The following is a 22,698-nucleotide window of genomic DNA, read 5'->3' as shown; positions in this document are numbered from 1 at the left end:
GAATGTTAGAGGTTCCGAAATACCGCTTTATGTATCTCAGGGAATGGCTAAAGTTAGCACATCGTTGGACCGCCATGAACCGGCGGACCTGCCCGCAGCTTATGGAGACCCTTCATGCCCTCATTCCCCGAGCGCGCCGTAATCCGTGAAGTCGGCATGCGCGACGGCCTGCAAAGCATCCAGACCGTGCTGCCCACCGCGCGCAAATGCGAGTGGCTGCGCACGGCGCACGCCGCTGGCCTGCGCGAGATCGAGGTGGGCTCGTTCGTGCCCGCCCGCTTGTTGCCGCAACTGGCCGATACGGCCGAGCTCGTCGATTCCGCGCGGCGCCTGCCGGGCCTGTTCGTCTCGGTGCTGGTGCCCAATCTCAAGGGCGCCGAGCGCGCGCTCGAAGCCGGCGCCGACCTCATGCTCGTGCCGCTCTCCGCGAGCGAGGCGCACAGCCTCGCGAACCTGCGCAAGACGCCTGACGAAGTGGTCGCCGAAGTCGCCCGCATGCGCGCCGCGCGCGACACATCGGGCGCGAAGACGCTGATCGAAGGTGGCATCGGCACGGCGTTCGGCTGCACGTTGCAGGGGCACGTGCGCGTGCAGGACGTGCTGCGCTACATGCAGGCGCTGCTCGACGCGGGCGCGGACCGCGTGAGCCTGGCCGATACGGTCGGCTATGCGAACCCCGCCGCCGTGCGCGATCTTTTCGGGCAGGCGCGAGCGATCGCGGGCGAGCGGCTTTGGTGCGCCCACTTTCACGACACGCGCGGCCTCGCGCTCGCCAACGTCTATGCCGCGCTGGAAGCGGGCGTCACGCGCTTCGACGCCTCGCTCGCGGGCATCGGCGGCTGCCCACACGCGCCGGGCGCGAGCGGCAACGCCGCGAGCGAGGATCTCGCGTTCATGCTGGCCGACATGGGCCTCCAGACCGGTATCGACATCGAAGCGCTGCTCGCCTTGCGCGCGCAAGTGGCGCAATGGCTCGAGCACGAAACGTTGCACGGCACGCTCTGGCGCGCGGGGCTACCGAAGACGTTTCGTGCCGCCCACCCAAACCGATCAAATTGATTCGTCTTCCTGAGGTTATCGTGAATACAGCAAAACGGCTTCCGCTAGACGGCGTGCGCGTCGTCGAATTCACGCACATGGTCATGGGCCCGACGTGCGGCATGATCCTCGCCGATCTCGGCGCGGAGGTCATCAAAATCGAGCCGCCTGGAGGCGACAAGACACGCAATCTTCCCGGCCTCGGCATCGGCTTTTTCCGCTCGTTCAACCGCAACAAGAAGAGCGTCGTGCTCGACATCAACACGGAGGCGGGGCGTGCCGCGGCCATCGAACTGATCGGGCAGAGCGACGTGATGCTGGAGAACTTCCGCCCCGGCCTGATGAACAAGCTCGGGCTCGATTACGCCACGCTTTCGGCGCGCTATCCGCGCCTTATCTACGTTTCCCACAAGGGCTTCCTTCCAGGACCCTATGAGAACCGCCTCGCGCTCGATGAAGTCGTGCAGATGATGGGCGGCCTCGCGTACATGACAGGACCGGCGGGCAGGCCGCTGCGCGCGGGCACGTCGGTCAACGACATCATGGGCGGGATGTTCGGCGCGATCGGCGTGCTGGCGGCACTGCGCGAGCGCGACGCGACCGGGCGTGGTCAGGAGGTGCAGAGCGCGCTCTTCGAAAATTGCGTGTTTCTGAGCGCTCAGCACATGCAGCAATACGCGATGACGAAAGAAGCGCCGCCGTCCATGCCTTCGCGCGTTTCGGCGTGGAGTGTGTACGACGTGTTCACGCTCGCTGAAGGCGAGCAGCTCTTTATCGGCGCGGTGAGCGACAAGCAGTTCGTGACGCTGTGCGATGTGATTGGCTGTCCGAAGCTTGCCGATGAGCCGCAGTACGCCACCAATGCTTCACGCGTGGCCGTGCGGCCCGAATTGCTCGCGCGGCTCGGCGAGGTCCTGAAGGCGCTGCACGTGAGCGAATTGGCGCCGCGGCTCGAAGCGGCCGGCATTCCCTATGCGCCAATCGTGCGCCCGGACCAGCTGTTCGACGACCCGCACCTGCGGGAAAGCGGCGGACTCGCGCCCATGCAGACCGACGACGGCGAGACCACCGAAGTCGTGCTGCTTCCACTCCTGATGGATGGCCGCCGCCCGGGCGTGCGCCAGCCGCTCGCGAAGGTAGGCGAGCACACAGAGGAAGTGCTCGCGCGGCTCGGCGGTGCGCAAGCGCGGCAGCCGTAACGGCGCCCGGCCGCTGTCACCCAACGCGGGCCGTAGAGGCTCGCGCAAGCACGCATAACGAAGCCCTTGCGGCGGCGATCGCCAAAGCGATGCCGCACGCAGGGCAGACATGGAGACAGACATGCAACGAACCCTCACCACGGACGAGGTGGCAGGCGCACGCCTGGAGGCGGCTGCGACCGGGCGCGCTGCGGCGCAGGCCCTGTCCGCGCGCCTCGACCGGCTGCCCGTCACGTGGCAGCTATGGAAGCTCGTCCTGCTCATCTCGTTGGGGGGCTTTTTCGAGGTCTACGATCTCATCTTCACGGGCTACATCGCGCCAGGCCTGGCGAAGAGCGGCCTGCTGCACACGACCACGTCGAGCTTCTTCGGCTTCAACGGCATCGGCGCGTTCGTTGCCGCGACTTTCGGCGGGCTCTTTGTGGGGACGTTGTGCTTCGGCTGGTTGCCCGACAAATTCGGACGACGAAGCGTTTTCACATTCTCGCTGCTATGGTATTCGGCGGGCTCGCTGTTGATGGCGATGCAGCATTCTTCCGAAGGCCTGATCCTGTGGCGCTTCATTACGGGGATTGGCGTGGGCATCGAGATCGTCACGATCGACAGCTACGTCACGGAGATGGTGCCGCAGCAGATGCGCGGCCGCGCCATGGCGTTCAATCAGGCCGTCATGTTTGCTGCCGCGCCGGCTTCGGCGCTGCTCTCGTGGTGGCTCGTGCCCATCGCGCCGTTCGGCTTCGATGGCTGGCGCTGGGTCGTGCTCGCCGGCGCGCTTGGCGCCGTGCTGGTGTGGTTCGTGCGGCGCGCGGTGCCGGAGAGCCCGCGCTGGCTCGCCACCCACGCGCGCACGGAAGCGGCCGAGCGCATCATCGCGGGGCTGGAGCAGGCTGCGCGGCGCGAGAGCGGACGCGACTTGCCGGCGCCCGCGCCCGTGCTCACGCCGCCCGCGCACCGGCGCACGTCGCTCGCCGAGCTGTGGCGTCCGCCCTATCGGGCGCGGCTCATCATGCTGATCGCGTTCAACCTGTGCCAGGCCGTTGGCTACTACGGCTTCGCGAACTGGGTGCCGACACTGCTGATCGGGCAGGGCGTGACCGTCACGAAGAGCCTGCTCTACGCCTTCGTGATCGCCATCGCATTGCCGTGCGGCCCGCTGCTCGCCATGCCAGTGGCCGACCGGATCGAGCGCAAATGGCTCATCGTTGGTTCGGCGTTTGCCGTCGTGGTCTTCGGACTGTCGTTCGCGCAGGCGCGCAGCACCGCGGCGCTGATCGTACTCGGCATCCTGATCAGCCTCGCCGGGCAGACGATCTCGGTCTGCTACCACGCCTATCAGGCGGAGCTCTTTCCCACCTGGGTGCGCTGCCGCGCGAACGGCGTCGTCTATTCGGCGAGCCGCGTGGGCGCAACGATGTCGGGCTTCATCATCGCTGCGCTTTTGCGCGACTTCGGCGTGCATGGCGTGTTCGCGGGCATCACGCTTTGCATGCTCGTGGTGATGGTGTCGATTGGCGCTTTCGGACCGCGAACCAATGGCGTCTCGCTCGATGAATTGTCGGGCTGAAGGGGAGGGATGCGTCGTGGCGGCCAAAAGTGCAACTAACTGCCCAGCCCGTGCGACGCCAACAAATCTGGGACCGCCGCGGGCCGCGACGGCACGCGCGACTTCATAGCGTTACGCAGGGTAGGTTCGGGCCGGATGAAATGCGGCAATGCGTCTCTGGATCGTTCGGCCGCGCATCCTAGAATGAATTTCGTTGCCTATTCGCCGTTCCATAACCCGTCATGGCCAAGAAGATCCCGCTACATCCGAAGCATCCTGAACGCATCTGTTGGGGCTGCGACCGCTATTGCCCCGCCGGGTCGCTCAGTTGCGGAAACGGCTCATCACGCACGCAACACCCCATCGAATTGCTCGGCGAAGACTGGCTCGAATACGGCGACTGGGGTTTCGATACCTCCGAGGACGACGCGAAGGACAGCACGGACGCCAGGCAGTAAGGCCCGGCACCCGAATGCGCGAGTGCCTGTGCACCCGCGCGTTTTACATGCGTTTCTGGTGATGCTTTCTGCGCACCCTGGCCTGGGCGATGAGGCTGAGGGCCGGCGTCGATGGCAAGGCGCCTTAGCGAGTGGCCGCTACGGAATAGCGGTCCAGGTCGTTGGAAACGGCCACTTTGCCGTTATAAACCTGCTTCGTCTCGGCCACGATCCTCGCGATCGCCTCGCGCTCGATCGCGTCTCCGTTGGGTGGCGTGGCGCCGAACACGGTAGCGATATGCGTGTAGACCAGTTGCTTCGCCCCGGCTTTTGCGGCCATCGCGCCGGCGTCCTGGGGGCTGAGATGCTGCGTTCCGAAATGCTCGACTTCGGCTTTCATGGCCGCGACCGGCCGTTTCTTGTCTGCCAGCGCCTGTTGCTCCATGCCATCCTTGTCGATGACTTCGCTCACGAGAATGTCCGTTCCTTTCGCAAGGCCGGTCATCGCGTCACTCGGGCCAGTGTCGCCCGTAAAGGTGATCGACTGGCCGTCGACGTCGAAACGGTAGCCCAGCGACTGGGTGCCATCCGGGAGGTGATGGCCGGGCGGCATGTCGAAATGCGAGTTGCGCACCGTGCGGACACGGACGCCATCGACCTGCAAATCGGCGCCGCCCTCGACGGTCACGACCTTGACCATCTTGTCGGGAGGCATGCCGCGCATCGGCTCGAACTGGCCGATCTTTATCGTAGGCGCCAGCGATTTGAGAATGCCGTTGACGAGCTCCTGGGTGCCGGGAGGGCCGTAAATGGTCATGGGGGTCGTTGCGCTCGTCATCCATCGCAAGCCGATCAGTCCCTGGATACCGCCGATATGGTCCATGTGCAGATGGCTGATGAAGACCACGGAAACATCCGCGGCCTGAAAGCCCGCTGCTGCGAGCCGCTCCATGGCACCGTCGCCGCAATCGACCAGCCACGGCTTGCCGTTGACCACCAGGAGATTCGCGGGTTCCGAACGGTTCTGGTGAATGTACGGGCCAGCGTTCGTACCGAGCGTCACCCATTCCAGCGGGCGCGCGGGAGTGGCTGGCGCCGCGGAGGCCCCGAATGCCGTCAGGGCGAGGCCTAGCGAGAGGCTGATGGCCGGGATGAGAGGGCGCATTTTCATGTCGACTCCATATAAAAAATCCACGCATTGAATGGCATCCACGCATACACATTTCCACAGCGGCGCTCGCCGGCTACGGACCATTGGCTCGAAGAGGGATCGAGTCCTGTTCGAGCATAGCGGGTCACCAGGATGGCTTCTTGGTCGTACATCAAATAGCCGCGTGCAACGGGCCACGATTACACGCGGTGCGTCGCACGTCGCGCAGGCGCGAGCGTGTCTGGGGTTCCCGGGATGGGACCGTTCAGCGAGAGAAGGGGCGGTCTGGGTGAGGAGAATCGGAGGTGCGGAATACGGCGCATGCTCGAGCGGCGAAAGGCCGATGCATCATCAGCGTGCGCAATGCTTTCTCAGCGTCGTCACCCGTAGAAAGCATTCGATGCCCATGCGCAAACCAACGGCGCATGGAAGAGGGAGCCGTGGTCGTTCAGCCTCACGTCCTCACTCCGTCAGATTGCGCGCCGCAGCTGCGCAGCCCGCGTCCATCAGCGGCTCGACCATGGCGCGGCGTTCGTCCGGCAGAAAGTCGCTGATCCACACGAGGCGACAACGTCCACCGGCTTCGGCCACGATTTGCATCGAAGCCGCGTGCTGTTCGAAGTTCGGCCCGCAGACGGTGTAGGCCACGCGCATGTGCGCGTCGTCCACGGCGACGATTCGCTCCTGCACCACGCTGCCGTTAGCGAACGTCACGATGCGCAGATCGCCGTCCACCTGCGCGTCGGTCAGCACGCCCGCGAACACCTTGGCGATGTTGCGCGAATCGCGCAGCGTCGCCCAGGCCCGGGCCGCGTCGGTTTCAAGGGGAATCTCGCGGTAGAGGGAAGCCATCGCGTTGTCTCCTGTCGATTCGGAGTTCTTGCTTCAGCTGTCGACCGGAGTTCGTGCTTCAGCGCTTACTCTTGTCCCATGCAAAGCACTTGCTTCGATCCCATGTGAAGCTCATCCACGCCCGCATGCAGGCGTCGTGAGGCGATTGTGCGCGCCGGCCCGCTAGTGCACCTGGGGAAAATTGCTGTCCGCGTGCAACAGGGTGACGACAAGCGCTTCATGTGCCGCAATCGACACCGTCGCTGCCATCGTCACCCTCAATGCGAATGCCGGTGATGCACGTCTGGGTAATGCGCGTGCGTGTGCGTGATCGGCACGTGGCGATGCGCATGCGTGTGCGGCTCGATGCCGTCCCAGTCGAAGTCGTGCTCGTGCTGATGGTGTGCATCATGCCGATGCCGATGCGTATGGTCGAGCGCCTCGTGCGTGTGCGCGTGTTCGTGGCGCTCGCGCACGTGCAGCCAGACGCCCAGCGCCATGAGCGCGAGGGCGAGCCAGAACGTTGGCTCCGGACGCTGCGGCCAGATCAGCAGCGAGAGCGCGACGCCGAACAGCGGCGCCACCGAAAAATACGCGCCCGTGCGCGCCGTGCCCAGATTGCGCAGCGCGATCACGAACAGCACGAGGCTCACGCCGTAGCCTGCGAAGCCCACGGCCAGCGCGCCCGCGAGCCGTGCGCCGTCCGGCCAGTGCGCGCCCAGCCAGAACGCGACGGCCAGGTTCACGGGGCCCGCGACCACGCCCTTGAGGCAGGCGATCGTCATGGCGTCGTTGGCGGAGACCTTGCGCGTCAGGTTGTTGTCGATGGCCCAGCACAGGCATGCGAGCGCCACGAACAGCGCGCCCGGCGCGAGCCCCGCATGCGGCCCGCTCCACGAGAGCAGCACGCCACCCGCGACGATGGCCACCATGCCCAGCGCAATCTGCGCGTCGAAGTTCTCGCGAAAGCAAACCCACGCGATGAGCGCAGTTAGCACGCCTTCGAGGTTGAGCAGCAGCGAGCTGGTGGCCGCGGGCGTCGTGACGAGCCCAAACATCAGCAGCGCCGGGCCGGCCACGCCGCCCGCGAGGATCGCGCCCGCGAGCCACGGGACTTCGGCCAGACGCAGCGGCGCGTGCGCGGGCGGCTCGTCCGCGCGGCGGCGCAGGCGCCGCACGAGAATGACGAGCGCGAGCCCGGCGCCGCTGCCCAGATAGAAGAGGCCCGCCACCATGAAGGGCGGCAGTGTGCCGAGCAGCGCCTTGGCGAGCGGCGTGGCCACGCCGAACAGCGCGGCGGCCAGCAGTGCCGTGGCAATGGCGTGAAGATGCGATTTCATGACTGTCCTGCGTTTAGTAGGAGCGTTGCTTGATACCCCAGCGTCCGGCTTCCTCGGTCGCGATCCAGAGGTTGTGGTGCAGCGTGACGATCGAACCGTCGGTGCGATTGCGTGACCACGTCACGGCGAAGTGCACCTTGCGCGGGCCGACGAGCACCGGCTCGCGCGCATGCCATGCGCTATGGTGCCAGCCGGTTTCGCGCGCCAGGTCGTCGAAGAAGTGCGGCGGCAGCTGCCCCGGTGTTTCCCACAGCACGAGCTGCTCGCCGCTCAGGATGACGTGCGGGAAGTGCAACTGCGCATCCATGCCTGCAATGTCGCGCGCGTTGAAGGCCGCCGTGAAGGCGTCGAGAACGGCGAGTGCCAGGCGGACCTTCGATGCGTCGTCGCCGGGATCGTCTTGCTGCGGCAGGAACAGGGAGCCGGGGCGGGTCATCTCGCTGCATACGTTGAAGGGGGAACGTTCGATTATCGCCGATGCGTTCGGCACGGTGCACCCTCAATCGTGTCTTCGTTCTCCGGCTTCGTACACCTACACGTCGCGTAGGGGATTCGTATGGAACTCGAAGTGAATTTGCAATGTCAGACGTTGCGGTTTTGTTCATCCTGAGGATTTCGTCCCATGCGCCATTGATGCTGCCGTCGCTCCGACGGCGCCTGTCCGTCTGCGCTCCCTCGTCGGCTCATCGTCGATTTTTCGCAGCTTTTGATCGAGGGCAATGTTTGGCATCCAACGCATCGATTTATGACGAATCCCTCATTGACGCTGGAAGGCGTCTCCTGCTTCCTGCCCGACGGCAGGCCGCTTTTTTCCGATCTCAACGCATTGTTTGACGCGCGTCACACGGGTCTGGTCGGCCGCAATGGCGCAGGCAAGAGCGTGCTCGCGCGCGTGATGGCGGGGCGCCTAGCGCCTTCGGCCGGGCGCTGCCTGCGCACGGGCGAGGTCTTCTACCTCGCGCAACAAGTCCAGGTCGACGGCGCTCACACGACCGTCGCCGCCCTGGCGGGCGTGCAGGGTGCGCTCGACGCGCTTGCGCGCATCGAAGCCGGCGACGGCACGCCTGAAGACTTCGACACAATCGGCGAGCGCTGGGATCTGCGCCCGCGCCTGCAGGCCGAACTCGAACGCTGCGGCCTCGGGCATCTGGATCTGCACGCGCCGGCGCAAGCGCTGAGCGGCGGCGAAGCGATGCGCGTGGCGCTCGCGGGCGCCGCGCTCTCGCATGCCGACTGGCTGATCCTCGACGAGCCGAGCAACCACCTCGACCGCCCGAACCGCGACGCGTTGATTCGCCAGTTGCAGCGCTGGCCGAAGGGGCTCGTGGTCGTGAGCCACGACCGGCGGCTGCTCGACACGATGGCGCGCATCGTCGAGCTGTCTCCCGCGGGGCTGCGCAGCTACGGCGGCGGCTACGCGCTCTACGCGGAGCGTCGTGCCGAAGAGGAGGCGGCTGCGCTCGCGCTCCTCGAGCGTCGCAAAGTCGAACGCCGCCGCGAGGCGCGCGCACTGAGCGAGCAACGCGAGCGCGCCGAGCGGCGCGAAGCGCAGGGCCGGCGTCACGGGCGCGAAGCCAATCAGGCGAAGATCCTGCTCGACCGCCAGAAGGCACGCAGCGAGAGTACGGCGGGGCGCTTGCGCCGGCAGCACGCCGCCGCGCGCGAGCAACTCGATTTGAACGTGCGCGAGGCCGCCATGGAAGTGACCGACGCGGCGCGTATCGTCATGTGCCCGGCGCCGGCGGTCGGGATGGCGTGGCGCTGGATCGCGGCGCTCGACGACGTCGTGCTGCCGCATGCGCCGCCCGGGACACGCGCGATTCGCCTCGCGTTGCACGGCCAGCAGCGTGTGGGCGTGACGGGCGCGAACGGCAGCGGTAAATCGACGTTGCTCAAAGTGCTGGCGGGGCAGATCGCGCCGCTTGCGGGCCGCTGCTCGGTTCGAGTGGCGAGCGCCTGGCTCGACCAGCGGCTCGCGAGTCTCGCGCCTCAACGCACGGTGATCGAGCAGATGCGCGAGGCCAATCGCACGGCGGGCGAAGATGCGTTGCGCACGCGGCTCGCGCAACTGGGACTGGATGCGCACAAACTCGCGGCGCCGTGCGGTGCGCTGAGTGGCGGCGAGCGGCTCAAGGCGGCGCTCGCCTGCGCGATCTATGCCGATCCTCCCGCGCAGCTCCTGCTGCTCGACGAACCGGGAAATCACCTCGATCTGCCTTCGCTACAGGCGCTGGAGGCGATGCTGCGCGACTATCGCGGCGCGCTGATGGTCGTTTCGCACGACGAAGCGTTTCTGGAGAGCCTCGATTTGACCGACCGGCTGGAGGCGACATTGGAAGGCTGGAAGATGACGCCGCTTTGAATATCTTGATTGCCAGTTATCGCTTTTCCCACATTTTTCACCTGGAGGTACAACTCATGAAGCGTTACCGATTCGCACTTGGCTTTGCAGCGCTCCTCTTTGCAGGCGCGGCACTTGCAGATGATTTGAGCTTTGAGAATAGCGATTTTGGCACTGCGCAGCGCTGCCTTGCCTATGGAAAGAAGGTCATGGCGAAGAACACAGAGATGCTGGCACTGCTCAACCGCTCGACGATCGTTCGGAAAAGCGTGACAGAAAACCGCTACGATGAACCTGTAGGCCGTCAGCACATCGGCACTGAAATCAGCGCTGAACTGCGCGACGGGAATCAGCCAACGGCTCTTATTTTGTGCCTGTTGTACGACAAGCCGCTCTACTTCTTCATGCACCCGGCATCTCCGTAATGCCGATGCCAAAGCCTGTATTGCGTTCTCGTGGCATGCCCGATTCCCGCGAGACCGTTTTGGCGCAGGCGATGATGGCGCGGCTCCAAGGCCGTCGCGATCTTGCGTGAATCGCGAACCGGCCGGGGCCGGATGTTCCAGACGCGCTCATGCTCGAATCCGCACCAGGCATTCTGGTCGGGAAACCATTAATCTTTAACTCTGGAAGGAGTTAAGTGCCGATTCTTCCTCTTTTGCGCCGAGTATTGGAGCTGGCTTCAATGGGCCGTCACCAGATAAGTCCGTAGTCTTGCTGAAAGGTCTGTTACTCGCCAGGGCTGGTGAGCACGCGTGTTGGGACGCGTCAAATTTTCAACGTATCTGCTTCGTAGATCGAATGTCCCTTGCTGGCCGGTTTTACCCGCTGAGCTATGACGCCACATAACTGCCGCTGGCGCCCCGAAATACGTCAACGCAAGCCGGGCGAGACCGGGCTGTACCTCGGGATCGTCTGCGACACCAATGAACTGGTCGACGCCGCCTACGCGGCTGCAATCAAAGCCGGCGGCATCGACGAGGGAAAGCCTGCAGATCGTACCTACTTCGCCCCCGGCTACTACGCCGCCAACGTCGCCGACTTCGACGGCAACCGTCTTGAGTTCGTGCACAAAGCGTGGAACCCCAAGCGACACTCATAGCAATCCATTTGATACAACGGCGTTGTCGCCATTCGTACGAGCTTTGGACAATCGTGCAACGAATAAATGGCTGCTTTGCGGAACCTTGAACAAACCCACGAATGGCTGCATCGCAGGTGTAAAGGTGCGCATCACTCGCCAGCGTATGATCGGAACAATTGCCCGACAACGGGGCGCGGACGTAATAGCCGGAGCAACGCCCGGCCGCCCGTCTCCGCCGTCCGCTCCCGCAGTTGGAGCTCGACGGACGTACCGGGTTTCCGCCGGACACCTGGTGCTTAGGCGGTGCTCAGGCGTGATTCGGCAATCCGCTTCAGATCATCGGGAGTTGAAGCAGATTCAGCTAGCTGCTTAAGCAAGTCCCTGGCTCTCGTTTCGTCTTTCGGACCACCATCGCCAAGCGTCAAACTCGTCGCCAGGTTGAGTATCGACCGGGGCAGTCCGCGCGAGGCCAAAGCCTCGAGCAGCTGACGAGCCACTTCAGGTTCCCGGTTTCGGTTGCCGCTTAGCAACTCATCCGCAATCGACTCTACAAACTTCAGCGAGCTTTCGTTTTCCGTTCTATGTATGCCAGCTACGAGCGCCTGTTCGAAGTGGCCAACGGTATGTTGCCCGACGTGAGCCAACGTACTCAGCGCCTCTTGAAAACTCAGATCTTCTTTTGAGCCGGCAAAGGGAGTTTCTATCGGGTGCGCGCCCTCGTCACGCGCGTACGCGGCCGATGGTTGCCACCATCGGACAAAGTCGTCCGCGGATTCACCGTGGAGGTCAATCGAAGATGCGGCCAATTGAGACGCCTGATATACGCGTCTCTCGGTCAGTGTCGCGCTGTCACACGCTTCGTCGAGTGCGGAAGCTACTTCGCTTCCCAGCTCGCTATGGAGGGCGGTCCAGTCGCTATAGCCGAAGACTTCGGAGGTGACTTGTCGCGCCTGGGATTCCTTTAGCGAAAGGCGGTATTTGAGCCGATTGGCGGCCCGTGTCGGGATTGACGCGTTCTGGAAGTAGATACGCATAGCTTTGGTCCGAGTTTCCGTGCGGACGAGACTCCACAGCAGGCACGGAATCGAAATGGACTGTGAGGCCGCGGGGCGTGGCGCCCAGTCAAAAAATACCGTCGGTTTCTCATGCAGTCAAGCCTTACGCCTGCGGCCCAGTTCGTTGACTGTGTAAAAAACCCGGGTTCCTTGACGCGGAAACTAGCTGGTTATGCACCGAGGTCGGGTGTGATCCTTTCAGGATCGGGCAGCGAGCGGCCCGATTGAGACGGTCGACAGTGCCGCATACATCGTCAAAGGCGGCCTCGAGCAACCATTGAGAGTACACTCGAATGGGGTTTGCCTGCCCCCGAATTTACATCCCGTCATTCGATGTGTCCAGGAGAGAAGGGAACCCAAATATCAGTTTCCAGGAGGAGCCGGCCATGAGTGATTTACGGTATCCAAACGAAAGCAGAGAGTATCGCGATGCGCGTGACTTATTGCTGAAAGAAGAGCAAGCGCTTGTCGACAAAGTGAGATCAGTCGCGAAACAACGCCGCAATCTTCCTCCAGGCGGGCAGTTGAAAGAGGACTACGTCTTCCAATGGGCCAACGATGGGAAAGTGGGCAATAGCGTGAAATTCTCCGAGCTATTTGGAGACAAAAACACCCTGCTCATTTACTCATTCATGTTTGGTCCGAACTGGGACAATCCCTGTCCGTCATGTACGTCGCTGGTCGATGGGTTTGATCGCACCTGGTATCAGGTCACTCAACATGCCGCGTTCGTAGCCATTGCCAAAGCCCCGGCTGATCGAATCAATACATGGGCCAAACAGCGTGGTTGGTCGCAGATTGCACTGGTTTCTGGATCGGGCTCCTCCTATCAGGCCGATTACAAATGCCAGGGAGACTCTGATGATATGCAATGGCCAGTGATGCATGTATTCAGGAGGCTGGATGGAAAGATTTTTCATTTCTGGGGAACTGAATTGTCAGGGAATCATGTAGACACGGTGTGGCCGTATTGGAATCTCATGGACTTTACACCAGAGGGGCGACCCGATATTCCCACTCCGCCACAAAATTTCAGGTCAGAATACCTTGAAAAAAATTATCTGAATAAGGAGTAGCCTGGTGCCTGATCGCGCTGACTTGAATAGCGAGGTGATTTGCGGACCAACTTCGCCGTGAGCCGCCGTTCAAGACGGAGTAGAGATCGCGGCGTCGTGCCCCTGACCATCGAATGACCGCGTGCACTTCAAAAGTGTGTGCGGCAGCGTACAGACACGATCCAACCCCGAGTTGCGAAATTGCGATGCGGGCAGGGTCCCGTTAGCAAAAGCAGTAGCCGAAGCGCGCGGCCGCCGCTTTCCAACGAGTTATTTTTTGGGGCAAGGCGGTATCGCCATGGCGGCCGTAGAAGGGGTTATAACCATCCCAAAGGACTTTCCATTTACGAAAATCGCTGCGCGCAATGGAGCGGATTCTCATGAGAATAGACATGGTTAGGTAACCTTGACGAAGACGGTGCCGGAATTCTACTTTGAGCGCGAGTCGATCGATATTGAAGGTCAAGGAGGGTGACATGGCATGGATCGAGTCCGACTACTTCGTGACGGGGACGGGCGCCACCGCCATGGCATTCGTCGACACGTTGCTCACTGAGTCGCCAGATGCGCGAGTCGTGATGGTGGATCGCCACCACCGTCCCGGTGGCCATTGGAACGACACCTATCCGTACGTGCGGCTGCACCAGCCGTCCGCCTGGTATGGCGTGGCATCGCGCGAACTGAGTGACTGGTCGCATGAAGCGACGGGCTTTAACGAAGGAATGCTTGGTCTGGCTTCGGGGGCCGAGGTGCTCGCGCATTTCGAGCAGGTGATGAAACAGCGCTTCATTACCTCTGGCCGCGTGCAGTGGTTCCCGAAATGCGATCACTTCGCGAGCGACGGCCACACGCACCGCTTCCGCTCGCTGCTGACCGGCGCCGAGCACGAGGTGCGCGTGCGGCGCAAATGGGTGAATGCCACGCTTGCGAAAACCGAGGTGCCGTCCACCCACCCACCAAAATACAGCGTGGCCGCGGGTGTGCAATGCATTGCCTGCAACGAGCTGCCGAAGGTTGCGCGGCCTTACTCGTGCTACACCGTCGTCGGCTCCGGCAAGACCGGCATGGATGCGTGCATCTGGCTGATCGAGAACGGTGTACCGCACGAGCGCATCCGCTGGATCATGCCGCGCGACGCCTGGGTGATGGACCGTGCCAACATGCAGCCAGGCCCGGACGGCTGGCGGCGCTATTTCGAGAACAACGTGGTGCAATTCGATGCGATCCGCGACGCACTCGACGTCCCCGACCTGTTCCGGCGGCTCGAAGCGGGCGGCGCGCTGATGCGGATCGACCCTGCCATCGAACCCACGACCTACCGCTGCGCACTCGTTTCGCGCGGCGAGATGGCCCAATTGCGCAAGGTCGGTGAGATCGTGCGGCTGGGCCGCGTGCGCGCAATCGAGCCGTCGCGGATCGTACTGGAGAAGGGTGAGCTCGCCGCAGATCCTGACACGCTGTACATCGACTGCACTGCCTGCGCGATTCAGCCGGCGCCGGGCGTGCCGGTGTTCCAGGATGAAGCGATCAACCTCCTGATGGTCCGCTGGTGCCAGCCGGTCTTTTCGGGCAGCGTGATCGCCTGGGTCGAAGCGCACCTGGCGAATCTGCAGGAACAGAACGCGATGTGCATGCCGGTGCCTGTGCCCGAACTGCCGATCGATTACCTGCGTATGTGGCTGCCGACTCTCGCCAATGCAGCGCGCTGGCAGCAGAATCCCGACCTGAGCGCCTGGCTCAGGCAGTGCCGCCTCAACGGCCAGGTTGTGGTTCTCAAAGGCGTAGAGGTGGACGCTGCCGTGCAGGACCTTCTCAAGGCCGTCGGGGCCAAAGCTTTTGACGCGGCGCAGCGCATTCCGCAATTTCTGGCAGCAGCGGAGGCAGCGTGAGCGTCCCCCGCGAGGTGCAGCTCGAAACGCTGCAGGTTGGCGCCATCCGCATGCGTGTCGCGCTGCAGGGCGCGGGGCCGCTCGTGGTGTTTTGCCACGGATTTCCGGAGTCGTGGGTCTCGTGGCGCGCGCAAATGGCTGCGGTCGCGGACGCGGGCTACCGCGCCGCGGCGCCGGACATGCGCGGCTACGGCGGTACGGACGCACCGGCCGACCCTGCACAGTACACGATGCTGCACCACGCAGGCGACATGGTGGAACTGGTCAGGGTACTCGGTGCCGGAACGGCTGTGATCGTGGGCCACGACTGGGGAGCGCCCGCGGCCTGGAACAGTGCGCTGCTACGGCCCGATGTCTTCCGTGCCGTCGCCGGCCTGAGCGTACCCTATGTCCCCCCCGCGAAGATCGACTTGCTGACGGCACTCGAGCAGCAGGGCGTGACGACTTTCTACATGCAGTACTTCCAGCAGGAGGGTGTGGCTGAGGAGGAGCTTCAGGCCGACGTCGCAGCGACCATGCGCCGCCTCACGTTCAGCATGTCGGGCGACGGCCCGGGCCGCATGGTCGCAGGCATCCTCACGCCGGGCGCCGGCGTCCTCGACAACACCGTGGACCCCGACGTATTGCCGGATTGGCTTCGTCAGGACGACTTCGAATATGTCGTCGCGGAGTTCCGACGCACCGGCTTCCGTGGTGGATTGAATTGGTATCGCGCGATCCGCAGGAGCGCGGAATTGCTCGCCCCCTGGTATGGTTGCCCGATTCGTCAGCCATCGCTCTTCATCGGTGGCTCGCGCGACGATGTACTCAGGTTTCCAGGCATGCAGCAGCGCGTCGCTGCGTTGCCGCAAGTGCTGCCGGGGTTGCGCGGTGCTCACGTGCTCGAAGGCGCGGGCCATTGGCTGCAGCGCGAGCGCGAGCGCGAAGTGAACCGGCTGCTACTCTCCTTCCTGAACGAACTCGACGGGTGACCTGCACCATTGCGCGGCACGATGCATCGCATGGGGCGGCGGACGACGCAGGTGCGCGGAGTTCTCAATGGCACGATTGCTTGCGCTTGCTCGACTCTGCCCGCTGAACGAGATCCGTCAGGAGGCACCTGGCGACCAGTTCCGGCCGGTTCATTCCAACCGTAGCGAATTTGACCTCCCCTCCGTAATAGACAATGACCGCCCCGGTCATCACATCGCATCCGGTACTATCGGCGCGCGAAACAGTTGCCCCCTGTCTGTTTTGCTGTCACCGAGCGTTCAGCCGTTGCCGCCGTGAAAGTACGTCAGCTTGTTCGATACGGAATTCACGCCCTGCACAGAGCGCGCAACGTCTTCCGCCTGCCGGAGCTGGTCGCTATTGCGAACCGAGCCGCTCAGCGTCACGGCACCGTCTCGCGCGCGAACGAAAATCCCGGAAACATCCAGGCCTGGCGCTTTAGCCAATGCACGGCGGACAGCGTGGGAGAGCGCGCGGTCCGCCTTCTTCGCGCTGGGAGCTGCCGGCATCGCGCCCGTCATGTTTGACGCGTCCGAAGGCGCATTGGCCGACTGGGCATGGGACACGCCCGTAAGGATCAACAGAAAAGACGCACACAAGACACATCGCAGGTTCGATTTCATTGCCAGCTCCTATAAGTGCCGTGCCGGTGCAACGTCGTGGTACGGCAAACAAAGCACTGAGGAAATGCCTGAGGAATATCCTGACTGCGCGCAGATCGCCAACGCGCACAATGCAATACGGCCGGCAAGCCGAATTGGTTACACCGGCCGCAATAAATATTGCATCACGATCCGAAAACGTGTTTCGATGCCGTACAAGCCGGTGGAATATCAATCGCCCTTGTGAAGCTGCGCGGCGTGACGCCCCAGAAAGCGATCGAGCTGCCCCGCAAACGAAAGTATCGTCGAACGCCTGAGGCCAGGATGGTTGGTGCCAGGCAAGCCAACCTGCAGCCGACGTACCGCCACTCATCGCCGAAGGTCGGCTAAGGCCGAATTGTGCGCCAACGTGGTGCGATTCTGTGCTTGGGTCGCAAAAGGGAAGCGGTTAACTTCAGAGTTGAACTTTAATGGTTCCCGCGCCACCGCACCAGGCCTTCGCAAGCGGCAATCGCTTACTGGCGCATGAGCGCCATCATCGCGCCGAAGCCGACGAACACGCCGCCGGTCACGCGGTTGAAAGCCTTCGCTACGCGTCGGCTCTTGAGCGTCGCGCCGATGCGCGTGCCGAAACCCGCATAGACCAGGTACCAGCTCACTTCGCACACGGCGAAAGTGGCCACCAGCACGCCGAACTGGGGCAGCGTGGGACGACTCGCGTCGATGAACTGCGGCAGCAGCGCGGCCGCGAACAGAATGGCCTTGGGGTTGCTGCTCGCCACCAGAAAGCCGTTGCGAAAGAGCGCGCCCGGTGAGCGCCCCGCGCGGGCGGTGAGTGCCTCGGCCATTGCGTCGGCGGTGTCGGCACCACTTTCGCGCACGGGCGCACGCCACGCCTTGATGCCCAGATACACGAGATAGGCCGCGCCAATGAAGCGCAGCACGTTGAACATGGTCGGCCACGCTTGCAGGAACACGCCCAGGCCGGCGGCAGAGACGGCCAGCATCAGCACGAGCGCGGAAAGGCAGCCGCCCATGGTCGCGCTGGTGCGGCGCATGCCGTACTGCGCGCCGTGCGACATGATGAGCAGCATATTGGGGCCGGGAATGGCGCAGACGACGAAGACAGTGGCGAGGAACAACCACCAGGTGTGGAGACTCATGGCGACAGCGTGTTGAAAGACGAAACGTGAATTATGCCGCGGAAGAGAAACGGGAGAAAAGAAAAAGCCCGCCGAAAGGTTCGCTGAGTTGAACACGGGGCGGGCTTGAACCACGTCGAAGGAGACATGGAGGAGACGGACTCAGTATAAGCACGCCCTTGACGCGCCGCAAGAATCGTACGTCGTTTGAACCGTTAACCATTGTCATTTTTTGAGAGATATGATTGCCCTGCGTATCGCGTGCGCCCAAAATGCATCAACGCCCGCCGCTTTCGGCGAGCATCACGGGCGGCGGAGCGCCTGGGTGCGGCGACTGCGCCCCACAGGCGCAACGCAGGCAACTGGCTGCAATCGAGCGGCAATCAACCGGAGGGATCAAATGGGCATTCTGGACGAAGTAGGCAAGGTCGCTGGCGCGATCGCCGCGGTGGAAGCAACGGAAAAGGTCGATACGGACGCCGGTTTCCTCACGAAGGCGGCCGCTGCGGTTGCGGGCTTCGAGGGTGCGGGGGCGCTCGAGAAGATGGTCGAGAAGAAAGAAGACGAGAAGCAAGCCGACGACGGCACCCAGCAAGCCGACGCAGGCGATGCGGCGGCACCGGATTCGCAGACCTGATCTGCGCGATCCGCATCGCTCCACGCAGTTCCGCGCGAGCCGCTTGAGGGAGCGGCGCGTGCGTTCGATGAGAGTGGCAGAACTCTGTCAACCGCGGTCCGATGGCCGCGGTTTTTTTTCGCCTCGCTTTTCGGTGGGCGGTTCTGCCAGCCAGGCTCACATGTTCAAGCGCGCGGCTTGCCGATCGCGTCGAGCCGTGCGAGCACCGCGTCGCTCAACTCGAGCGTCTGCGCCTGCATGTTCTCGTGCAGGTGCGCGAGCGACGACGTCCCCGGAATCAGCAGGATATTGGGCGCGCGGTGCAAGAGCCACGCGAGCGCGACAGTCATCGGCGCGGCGCCGAGCGACTGCGCGATCTCCGAGAGCGCCGTCGACTGGATCGGCGTGAAACCGCCGAGCGGGAAGAACGGCACATAGGCGATGCCGCGTGCGGCGAGCGAGTCGATCAGCGCGTCGTCGGCGCGATTGACCAGGTTGTAGTGGTTCTGAACGCAGACGATGGGAGCGATCTGCCCGGCATCGTCGATCTGCTTCGCCGTCGCGTTGGAGATGCCGATGTGGCGCACGAGCCCGCGCTCCTGCAGCGAGGCGAGCGCTTCCATTTGCCTTTCGATGGGGCCTTCGGAGGGCTGGTGGACGTCGCCCATGATGCGCAGATTGACCACGTCGAGTGCATCGAGCCCCAGATTGCGCAGATTGTCGTGCACGGCGCGTTCGATATCGGCGGGCTCCTGCGCGGGCAGCCAGGCACCCGTGCCGTCACGCACCGCGCCCACCTTGGTGACGATCGTGAGATCGGCGGGATAGGGGTGGAGCGCCTCGCGGATGATCTGGTTCGTCACGTGCGGGCCGTAAAAGTCGCTCGTGTCGAGATGGTTCACGCCGAGCGCGAGCGCCTCGCGCAGCACGGCGACGGCCGTCGCGCGGTCCTTCGGAGGGCCGAATACGCCGGGGCCGGCGAGCTGCATGGCGCCATAGCCCATGCGGTTGACGGTCCGGCCCGCGAGCGCGAACGTGCGGCTCGGTTGGGCGGGGGAATGAGTGGACGGTTGGCTGGACGTTTGCGGCATCTCGATGCTCCTCGTGAACGGATGGCGCCAGTATGGGCGCTGCCGCGTTGGCGGATAATCCCACCTGATCCGCACGGGTTGTTCGAAATTCCGCACAATGGGCACGCCTACACACACGCCAGGCCCGACCGATATGAGCCACGAAAACCCAACGCCGATGAACCCCTCGTTCGCCGCGTTCGAAATGAACGATCTGGCCGCCTTTGCCGCCGTCGCGCGCGCGGGCGGGTTTCGCGACGCGGCGCGCGCGGGCGGCGTTTCGGCGTCGAGCCTGAGCACGGCCGTGCGGCGGCTCGAGGCGAAGCTCGGCCTGCGCCTGCTCAACCGCACCACGCGCAGCGTGGCCCCCACGGAAGCGGGCCAGCGCCTGCTCGAAAGCATCACGCCGCTGTTCGCGGAAATGAAAGCCGCGCTCGACGTCCTGAACGGCTATCGCGATCGGCCCGCAGGCGTGCTGCGCCTGAACGTGCCGGCCAACGTGGCGCGCAGCATCCTGCCGCCGATCCTCACGCGGTTCATGGGGGCGTATCCCGAGATCCGCGTGGAAGTGGTCGTGGAGGATGGTTTCGTCGACGTGCTGGAGGCGGGCTGCGACGCGGGCATCCGTTACGACGAGCGGCTCGAGCAGGACATGATCGCCATTCCGATCGGCCCGCGCGTGCAGCGTTTCGCGACGGCAGCGTCGCCTGCGTATCTCGCCGCGCGCGGCCGGCCCGCACACCCGCGCGATCTGCTCGGGCACGTTTGCCTGCGCGTGCGTTTTTCAGGCGGCGCGATGGCGATCTGGGAATACGAGCGCGACGGCGAGACGCTGCGCGTCGATCCGCCCGGAGCGCTCGTGGTGAAACCGGCGGCGGGGTTCGACCTTGCTGTGGACATGGCATTGAGCGGCGCGGGTGTGATCGCGCTGTTCGAGGACATGCTGGCGCCGCATTTCGCAAGCGGGGCGCTGGAGCCGCTCCTGCAGGACTGGTGGCCGCAGTTTTCCGGGCCTTTTCTGTACTATCCGGGCCGGCGGCATTTGCCCACGCCGCTCAGGGCGTTCGTCGATTTCCTGAAGGCGGGCGGCCCTGAGGCTAGTGCGTAGCGGCGCGCTCCCGCTGGCACTGCCCCGTTAGCGTCCGAGCGCGTTCATCGGCTTGGGGCAGCGAGGCTCAGCGCGAGGCCGCTTTTTTCCAGCCGAATTCCACGAACACGCGGCACAGCTCGGCCATGCCTTTCGCGTCGTCTTCATCGAAGCGCGCGAGGTGCGGGCTGTCCACGTCCCACACGCCGATGAGCGAGCCGTCCGCGGCGACGAGCGGCACGACGATCTCCGATTGCGAAGCCGAATCGCAGGCGATATGGCCCGCGAACGCGTGCACGTCGGCGACGACCTGGGTTTCGCGCGTCTGCGCGGCGGTCCCGCACACGCCCTTGCCGAGCGGAATGCGCACGCACGCGGGCTTGCCCTGGAACGGGCCAACCACGAGCTCGGTGCCGTCGAAGAAGTAGAAGCCGGCCCAGTTCAGGCCTTCGAGCGAATTGAACACGAGCGACGAGAAGTTCGCCGCGTTGGCGATGACATTGGCTTCGCCCTCGATCAGCGCGCGCGCCTGGGCGGCGAGCGTTGCATAGAGGGCGGGTTTGTCGGCGGGCAGGGTGTCGGAAAGCGAAAACATGGGCGAAAACTTGGGCAAAGTAGCGGGTTGGGCGAAATGCGCGAGCGCCATCGCGTCGAACGAGGGCGCCAGTTTAGGCCACTTCGCGCGTTTTTGCCGGGCCGGAATCGCCCCGGAGACCGGCGCGTTTCAGAACGCGTGATTGATCGCGACACGCGCGACGATTTGATGCGAGTTCGACGAGGCGCCCGCCGTGCCCGGGATCAGCGCATCGTCGAGCGGCGTGCCGGTGTTGCCGCCCGAGACCGACTGCCAGACCACCTGGCCATACACGGACGTGCGCTTGGACAGCAGGTACTGCGCCATCGCACCCACCTGGTTCCAGTGCAGCGACGAGCGGCCGCTGTCCTCGTCGAGCGTGGCGCGCGTGTACGTGTACATGCCGCCCAAAATCACGGCGGGCGTTACGTTGTAGCGCGCGTTGATTTCGAAGTTGTCGAATTTCAGGCTGGCGTGATCGCCAAGGCCCAGGTCGCCAACGTAGATCGAAGCGCTTGGCTGCATGACGTTCGCGCGCGTGTACACGGCGCCGAGCGTGACGGGACCGATGCCGTAGTTCGCGCCAAAGCCCCACGTTTTCTGGTTCTGCGCGGCGAAGCCGATGTCGTCGGCGGCAATCGAGCCGCCCGCGTTCGAGCCTGGCGCGCCAAGGTCCGCATAGACGGCCGCGAGCGTGAGCGTTTGCCACGTGTAGTTGACGCCCGCGCTGAAGACGCGGTTGTTCGCGAAGCCGCCCGCCTGATTGCTGAAACCGTAGAGCGCCGTGGCCGTGAGGCCGGCCCATGCGGGGCTCGTGTACTTGACCGAGTTACTGGCGTGCCAGGTGGCGTCCGTGTTGTCGTTGTCGAGCGGATGCGAGAACAGAAAGCCGGCCCAATTGCCGTTGGCCGTCAAGAGGCCCACGGTGTCGGCGATTGAATCGAACTGGCGCCCGAACGTGAGCGTGCCGTAACGGTCCGACTGCAGGCCGACATAAGACTGGTAGCCGAACAGGCGCCCGCCGTAGGCCGTCTGGCCGTTGTCGAGCGCGAAGCCGCTTTCGAGGTCGAAGACGGCGTTCAGGCCGCCGCCGAGATCTTCGGTGCCGCGCAGGCCCCAGCGGCTGACGGAAAGCTCGCCGCTCGAAGTTTGCCAGGACGTGTGGCCGCCCACGTTGCTCGTATAGTTTAGGCCTTCGTCTAGCACGCCGAAGAGGGTCATGCTGCTCTGTGCGCAGGCGTGTGAGCAATAAATCAGGAATCCTGCTGATAAGGCATAGAGGGTTTTATTCATGAGGTGGCCGTTGTGATTCGGGTTGCGATTCGGGTTGAGTGCGAGCCATCGAAGCAGGACTCATGCCACACGAATGCGGCCCACCAGGCGGGAGAGCGCGGTAGCGAACAGTGGGTGACGTGTCGCACTAGTCGACATGTGTTTCGCTTCGCGTCTCAAGTTGAGACATCGCCCGTGCGATTCGGGATCGCGCTGAGTGCCTCGCGCGTGTTTGGAACGGGCCTTTTTTGGGGCGGTGGTGTGGTTCTGAGTGGTCTGCGCAGTTTATGCGCGTTTCCTTGTTTTCATGTCGGTATGCAGGCGTTGCCCCTGTGCGGGGCGGCACCTACTTTTCTTTGCAGCGGCAAAGAAAAGCAACCGTA

Annotated in this window: 23 protein-coding genes; 12 read left to right on the top strand and 11 right to left on the bottom strand. The window is 63.9% G+C overall.

What is annotated here, in order from left to right; all coding sequences use genetic code 11:
* Positions 1-114: 114 nt before the first annotated feature.
* The 4 genes from EYW47_RS28495 (at position 115) to EYW47_RS28480 (ending at position 4,238) form a co-directional block, all read left to right on the top strand.
* Positions 115-1,059: a hydroxymethylglutaryl-CoA lyase gene (locus tag EYW47_RS28495; protein ID WP_133198193.1), complete on the top strand. Its 945-nt coding sequence runs from the start codon at positions 115-117 to the stop codon at positions 1,057-1,059.
* 20 nt (positions 1,060-1,079) lie between these two features.
* Positions 1,080-2,237: a CaiB/BaiF CoA transferase family protein gene (locus tag EYW47_RS28490; protein ID WP_133198192.1), complete on the top strand. Its 1,158-nt coding sequence runs from the start codon at positions 1,080-1,082 to the stop codon at positions 2,235-2,237.
* A gap of 121 nt (positions 2,238-2,358) precedes the next feature.
* A complete protein-coding gene (locus tag EYW47_RS28485; RefSeq protein WP_133198191.1) occupies positions 2,359-3,801 on the top strand; it encodes an MFS transporter in 1,443 nt (480 codons plus the stop codon).
* Positions 3,802-4,022: 221 nt separating this feature from the next.
* The gene (locus EYW47_RS28480; protein ID WP_133198190.1) at positions 4,023-4,238 is read left to right on the top strand and encodes a DUF3079 domain-containing protein; all 216 of its coding nucleotides are present in this window, start codon (positions 4,023-4,025) and stop codon (positions 4,236-4,238) included.
* A 124-nt stretch (positions 4,239-4,362) separates the two neighbouring features.
* On the opposite strand, the gene EYW47_RS28475 is transcribed toward EYW47_RS28480, so the two are convergent.
* The 4 genes from EYW47_RS28475 to EYW47_RS28460 all read right to left on the bottom strand — a co-directional run bounded on the left by EYW47_RS28475 (position 4,363) and on the right by EYW47_RS28460 (position 7,974).
* On the bottom strand, positions 4,363-5,430 hold the full coding sequence (locus EYW47_RS28475) for an MBL fold metallo-hydrolase (RefSeq protein WP_205710174.1): 1,068 nt from the start codon (positions 5,428-5,430) through the stop codon (positions 4,363-4,365).
* A 399-nt stretch (positions 5,431-5,829) separates the two neighbouring features.
* Positions 5,830-6,219 (bottom strand): SRPBCC family protein, encoded by a 390-nt coding sequence (locus tag EYW47_RS28470; RefSeq protein ID WP_133198188.1) that lies wholly within the window; start codon positions 6,217-6,219, stop codon positions 5,830-5,832.
* Between the two features lie 257 nt (positions 6,220-6,476).
* A complete protein-coding gene (locus EYW47_RS28465; protein ID WP_133198187.1) occupies positions 6,477-7,538 on the bottom strand; it encodes a DMT family transporter in 1,062 nt (353 codons plus the stop codon).
* Between the two features lie 13 nt (positions 7,539-7,551).
* Positions 7,552-7,974 (bottom strand): hypothetical protein, encoded by a 423-nt coding sequence (locus tag EYW47_RS28460; RefSeq protein ID WP_133198186.1) that lies wholly within the window; start codon positions 7,972-7,974, stop codon positions 7,552-7,554.
* Between the two features lie 309 nt (positions 7,975-8,283).
* On the opposite strand from EYW47_RS28460, the gene EYW47_RS28455 reads away from it, so the two are divergent.
* The 3 genes from EYW47_RS28455 to EYW47_RS28445 all read left to right on the top strand — a co-directional run bounded on the left by EYW47_RS28455 (position 8,284) and on the right by EYW47_RS28445 (position 10,981).
* Positions 8,284-9,900 (top strand): ABC-F family ATP-binding cassette domain-containing protein, encoded by a 1,617-nt coding sequence (locus EYW47_RS28455; RefSeq protein ID WP_133198185.1) that lies wholly within the window; start codon positions 8,284-8,286, stop codon positions 9,898-9,900.
* A 56-nt stretch (positions 9,901-9,956) separates the two neighbouring features.
* Complete coding sequence (locus EYW47_RS28450) at positions 9,957-10,304, top strand: hypothetical protein (protein WP_133198184.1); 348 nt, start codon at positions 9,957-9,959, stop codon at positions 10,302-10,304.
* A 410-nt stretch (positions 10,305-10,714) separates the two neighbouring features.
* The gene (locus tag EYW47_RS28445; protein ID WP_133198183.1) at positions 10,715-10,981 is read left to right on the top strand and encodes a VOC family protein; all 267 of its coding nucleotides are present in this window, start codon (positions 10,715-10,717) and stop codon (positions 10,979-10,981) included.
* Positions 10,982-11,259: 278 nt separating this feature from the next.
* On the opposite strand, the gene EYW47_RS28440 is transcribed toward EYW47_RS28445, so the two are convergent.
* Positions 11,260-11,997, bottom strand: a complete 738-nt coding sequence (locus EYW47_RS28440; RefSeq protein WP_133198182.1) for an SEL1-like repeat protein — start codon at positions 11,995-11,997, stop codon at positions 11,260-11,262.
* A gap of 407 nt (positions 11,998-12,404) precedes the next feature.
* Here EYW47_RS28440 and EYW47_RS28435 point away from each other — a divergent pair, with 407 nt between their 5' ends.
* Positions 12,405-13,094, top strand: a complete 690-nt coding sequence (locus tag EYW47_RS28435) for a DUF899 family protein (protein ID WP_133198181.1) — start codon at positions 12,405-12,407, stop codon at positions 13,092-13,094.
* Between the two features lie 202 nt (positions 13,095-13,296).
* On the opposite strand, the gene EYW47_RS41045 is transcribed toward EYW47_RS28435, so the two are convergent.
* Positions 13,297-13,467: a hypothetical protein gene (locus EYW47_RS41045; RefSeq protein ID WP_165976699.1), complete on the bottom strand. Its 171-nt coding sequence runs from the start codon at positions 13,465-13,467 to the stop codon at positions 13,297-13,299.
* A gap of 82 nt (positions 13,468-13,549) precedes the next feature.
* Here EYW47_RS41045 and EYW47_RS28430 point away from each other — a divergent pair, with 82 nt between their 5' ends.
* Entirely contained in the window at positions 13,550-14,962 is a 1,413-nt protein-coding gene (locus EYW47_RS28430) for an NAD(P)/FAD-dependent oxidoreductase (protein ID WP_133198180.1), read from the top strand.
* Positions 14,959-15,933 (top strand): alpha/beta fold hydrolase, encoded by a 975-nt coding sequence (locus EYW47_RS28425; protein ID WP_240763960.1) that lies wholly within the window; start codon positions 14,959-14,961, stop codon positions 15,931-15,933. Before EYW47_RS28430 ends, EYW47_RS28425 begins: the two co-directional genes overlap by 4 nt.
* Positions 15,934-16,212: 279 nt before the next feature.
* On the opposite strand, the gene EYW47_RS28420 is transcribed toward EYW47_RS28425, so the two are convergent.
* Together EYW47_RS28420 and EYW47_RS28415 are read right to left on the bottom strand one after the other, a co-directional pair.
* Positions 16,213-16,575, bottom strand: a complete 363-nt coding sequence (locus EYW47_RS28420) for a BON domain-containing protein (RefSeq protein ID WP_133198179.1) — start codon at positions 16,573-16,575, stop codon at positions 16,213-16,215.
* A 494-nt stretch (positions 16,576-17,069) separates the two neighbouring features.
* On the bottom strand, positions 17,070-17,717 hold the full coding sequence (locus tag EYW47_RS28415) for a LysE family translocator (protein ID WP_133198178.1): 648 nt from the start codon (positions 17,715-17,717) through the stop codon (positions 17,070-17,072).
* 379 nt (positions 17,718-18,096) lie between these two features.
* Between EYW47_RS28415 and EYW47_RS28410 the strand changes: the two genes are divergently transcribed.
* Positions 18,097-18,333, top strand: coding sequence for a hypothetical protein (locus EYW47_RS28410; protein ID WP_133198177.1), 237 nt, complete (start codon positions 18,097-18,099; stop codon positions 18,331-18,333).
* A 164-nt stretch (positions 18,334-18,497) separates the two neighbouring features.
* Here EYW47_RS28410 and EYW47_RS28405 read toward each other — a convergent pair whose 3' ends face one another.
* Complete coding sequence (locus tag EYW47_RS28405) at positions 18,498-19,403, bottom strand: aldo/keto reductase family oxidoreductase (protein WP_133198176.1); 906 nt, start codon at positions 19,401-19,403, stop codon at positions 18,498-18,500.
* Between the two features lie 133 nt (positions 19,404-19,536).
* Here EYW47_RS28405 and EYW47_RS28400 point away from each other — a divergent pair, with 133 nt between their 5' ends.
* The gene (locus EYW47_RS28400; protein ID WP_240763959.1) at positions 19,537-20,490 is read left to right on the top strand and encodes a LysR family transcriptional regulator; all 954 of its coding nucleotides are present in this window, start codon (positions 19,537-19,539) and stop codon (positions 20,488-20,490) included.
* 67 nt (positions 20,491-20,557) lie between these two features.
* On the opposite strand, the gene EYW47_RS28395 is transcribed toward EYW47_RS28400, so the two are convergent.
* Positions 20,558-21,064 carry a GAF domain-containing protein gene (locus EYW47_RS28395; protein ID WP_133198175.1) on the bottom strand — a complete coding sequence of 169 codons (507 nt, stop codon included), beginning with the start codon at positions 21,062-21,064 and terminating at the stop codon, positions 20,558-20,560.
* Between the two features lie 129 nt (positions 21,065-21,193).
* On the bottom strand, positions 21,194-22,336 hold the full coding sequence (locus tag EYW47_RS28390; RefSeq protein WP_133198174.1) for a porin: 1,143 nt from the start codon (positions 22,334-22,336) through the stop codon (positions 21,194-21,196).
* Positions 22,337-22,698: the final 362 nt, after the last annotated feature.

The sequence above is a fragment of the Paraburkholderia silviterrae genome, assembly GCF_004353915.1.
Lineage (GTDB): Bacteria > Pseudomonadota > Gammaproteobacteria > Burkholderiales > Burkholderiaceae > Paraburkholderia > Paraburkholderia silviterrae.
This window is presented reverse-complemented; position numbering and strand designations above follow the sequence as displayed.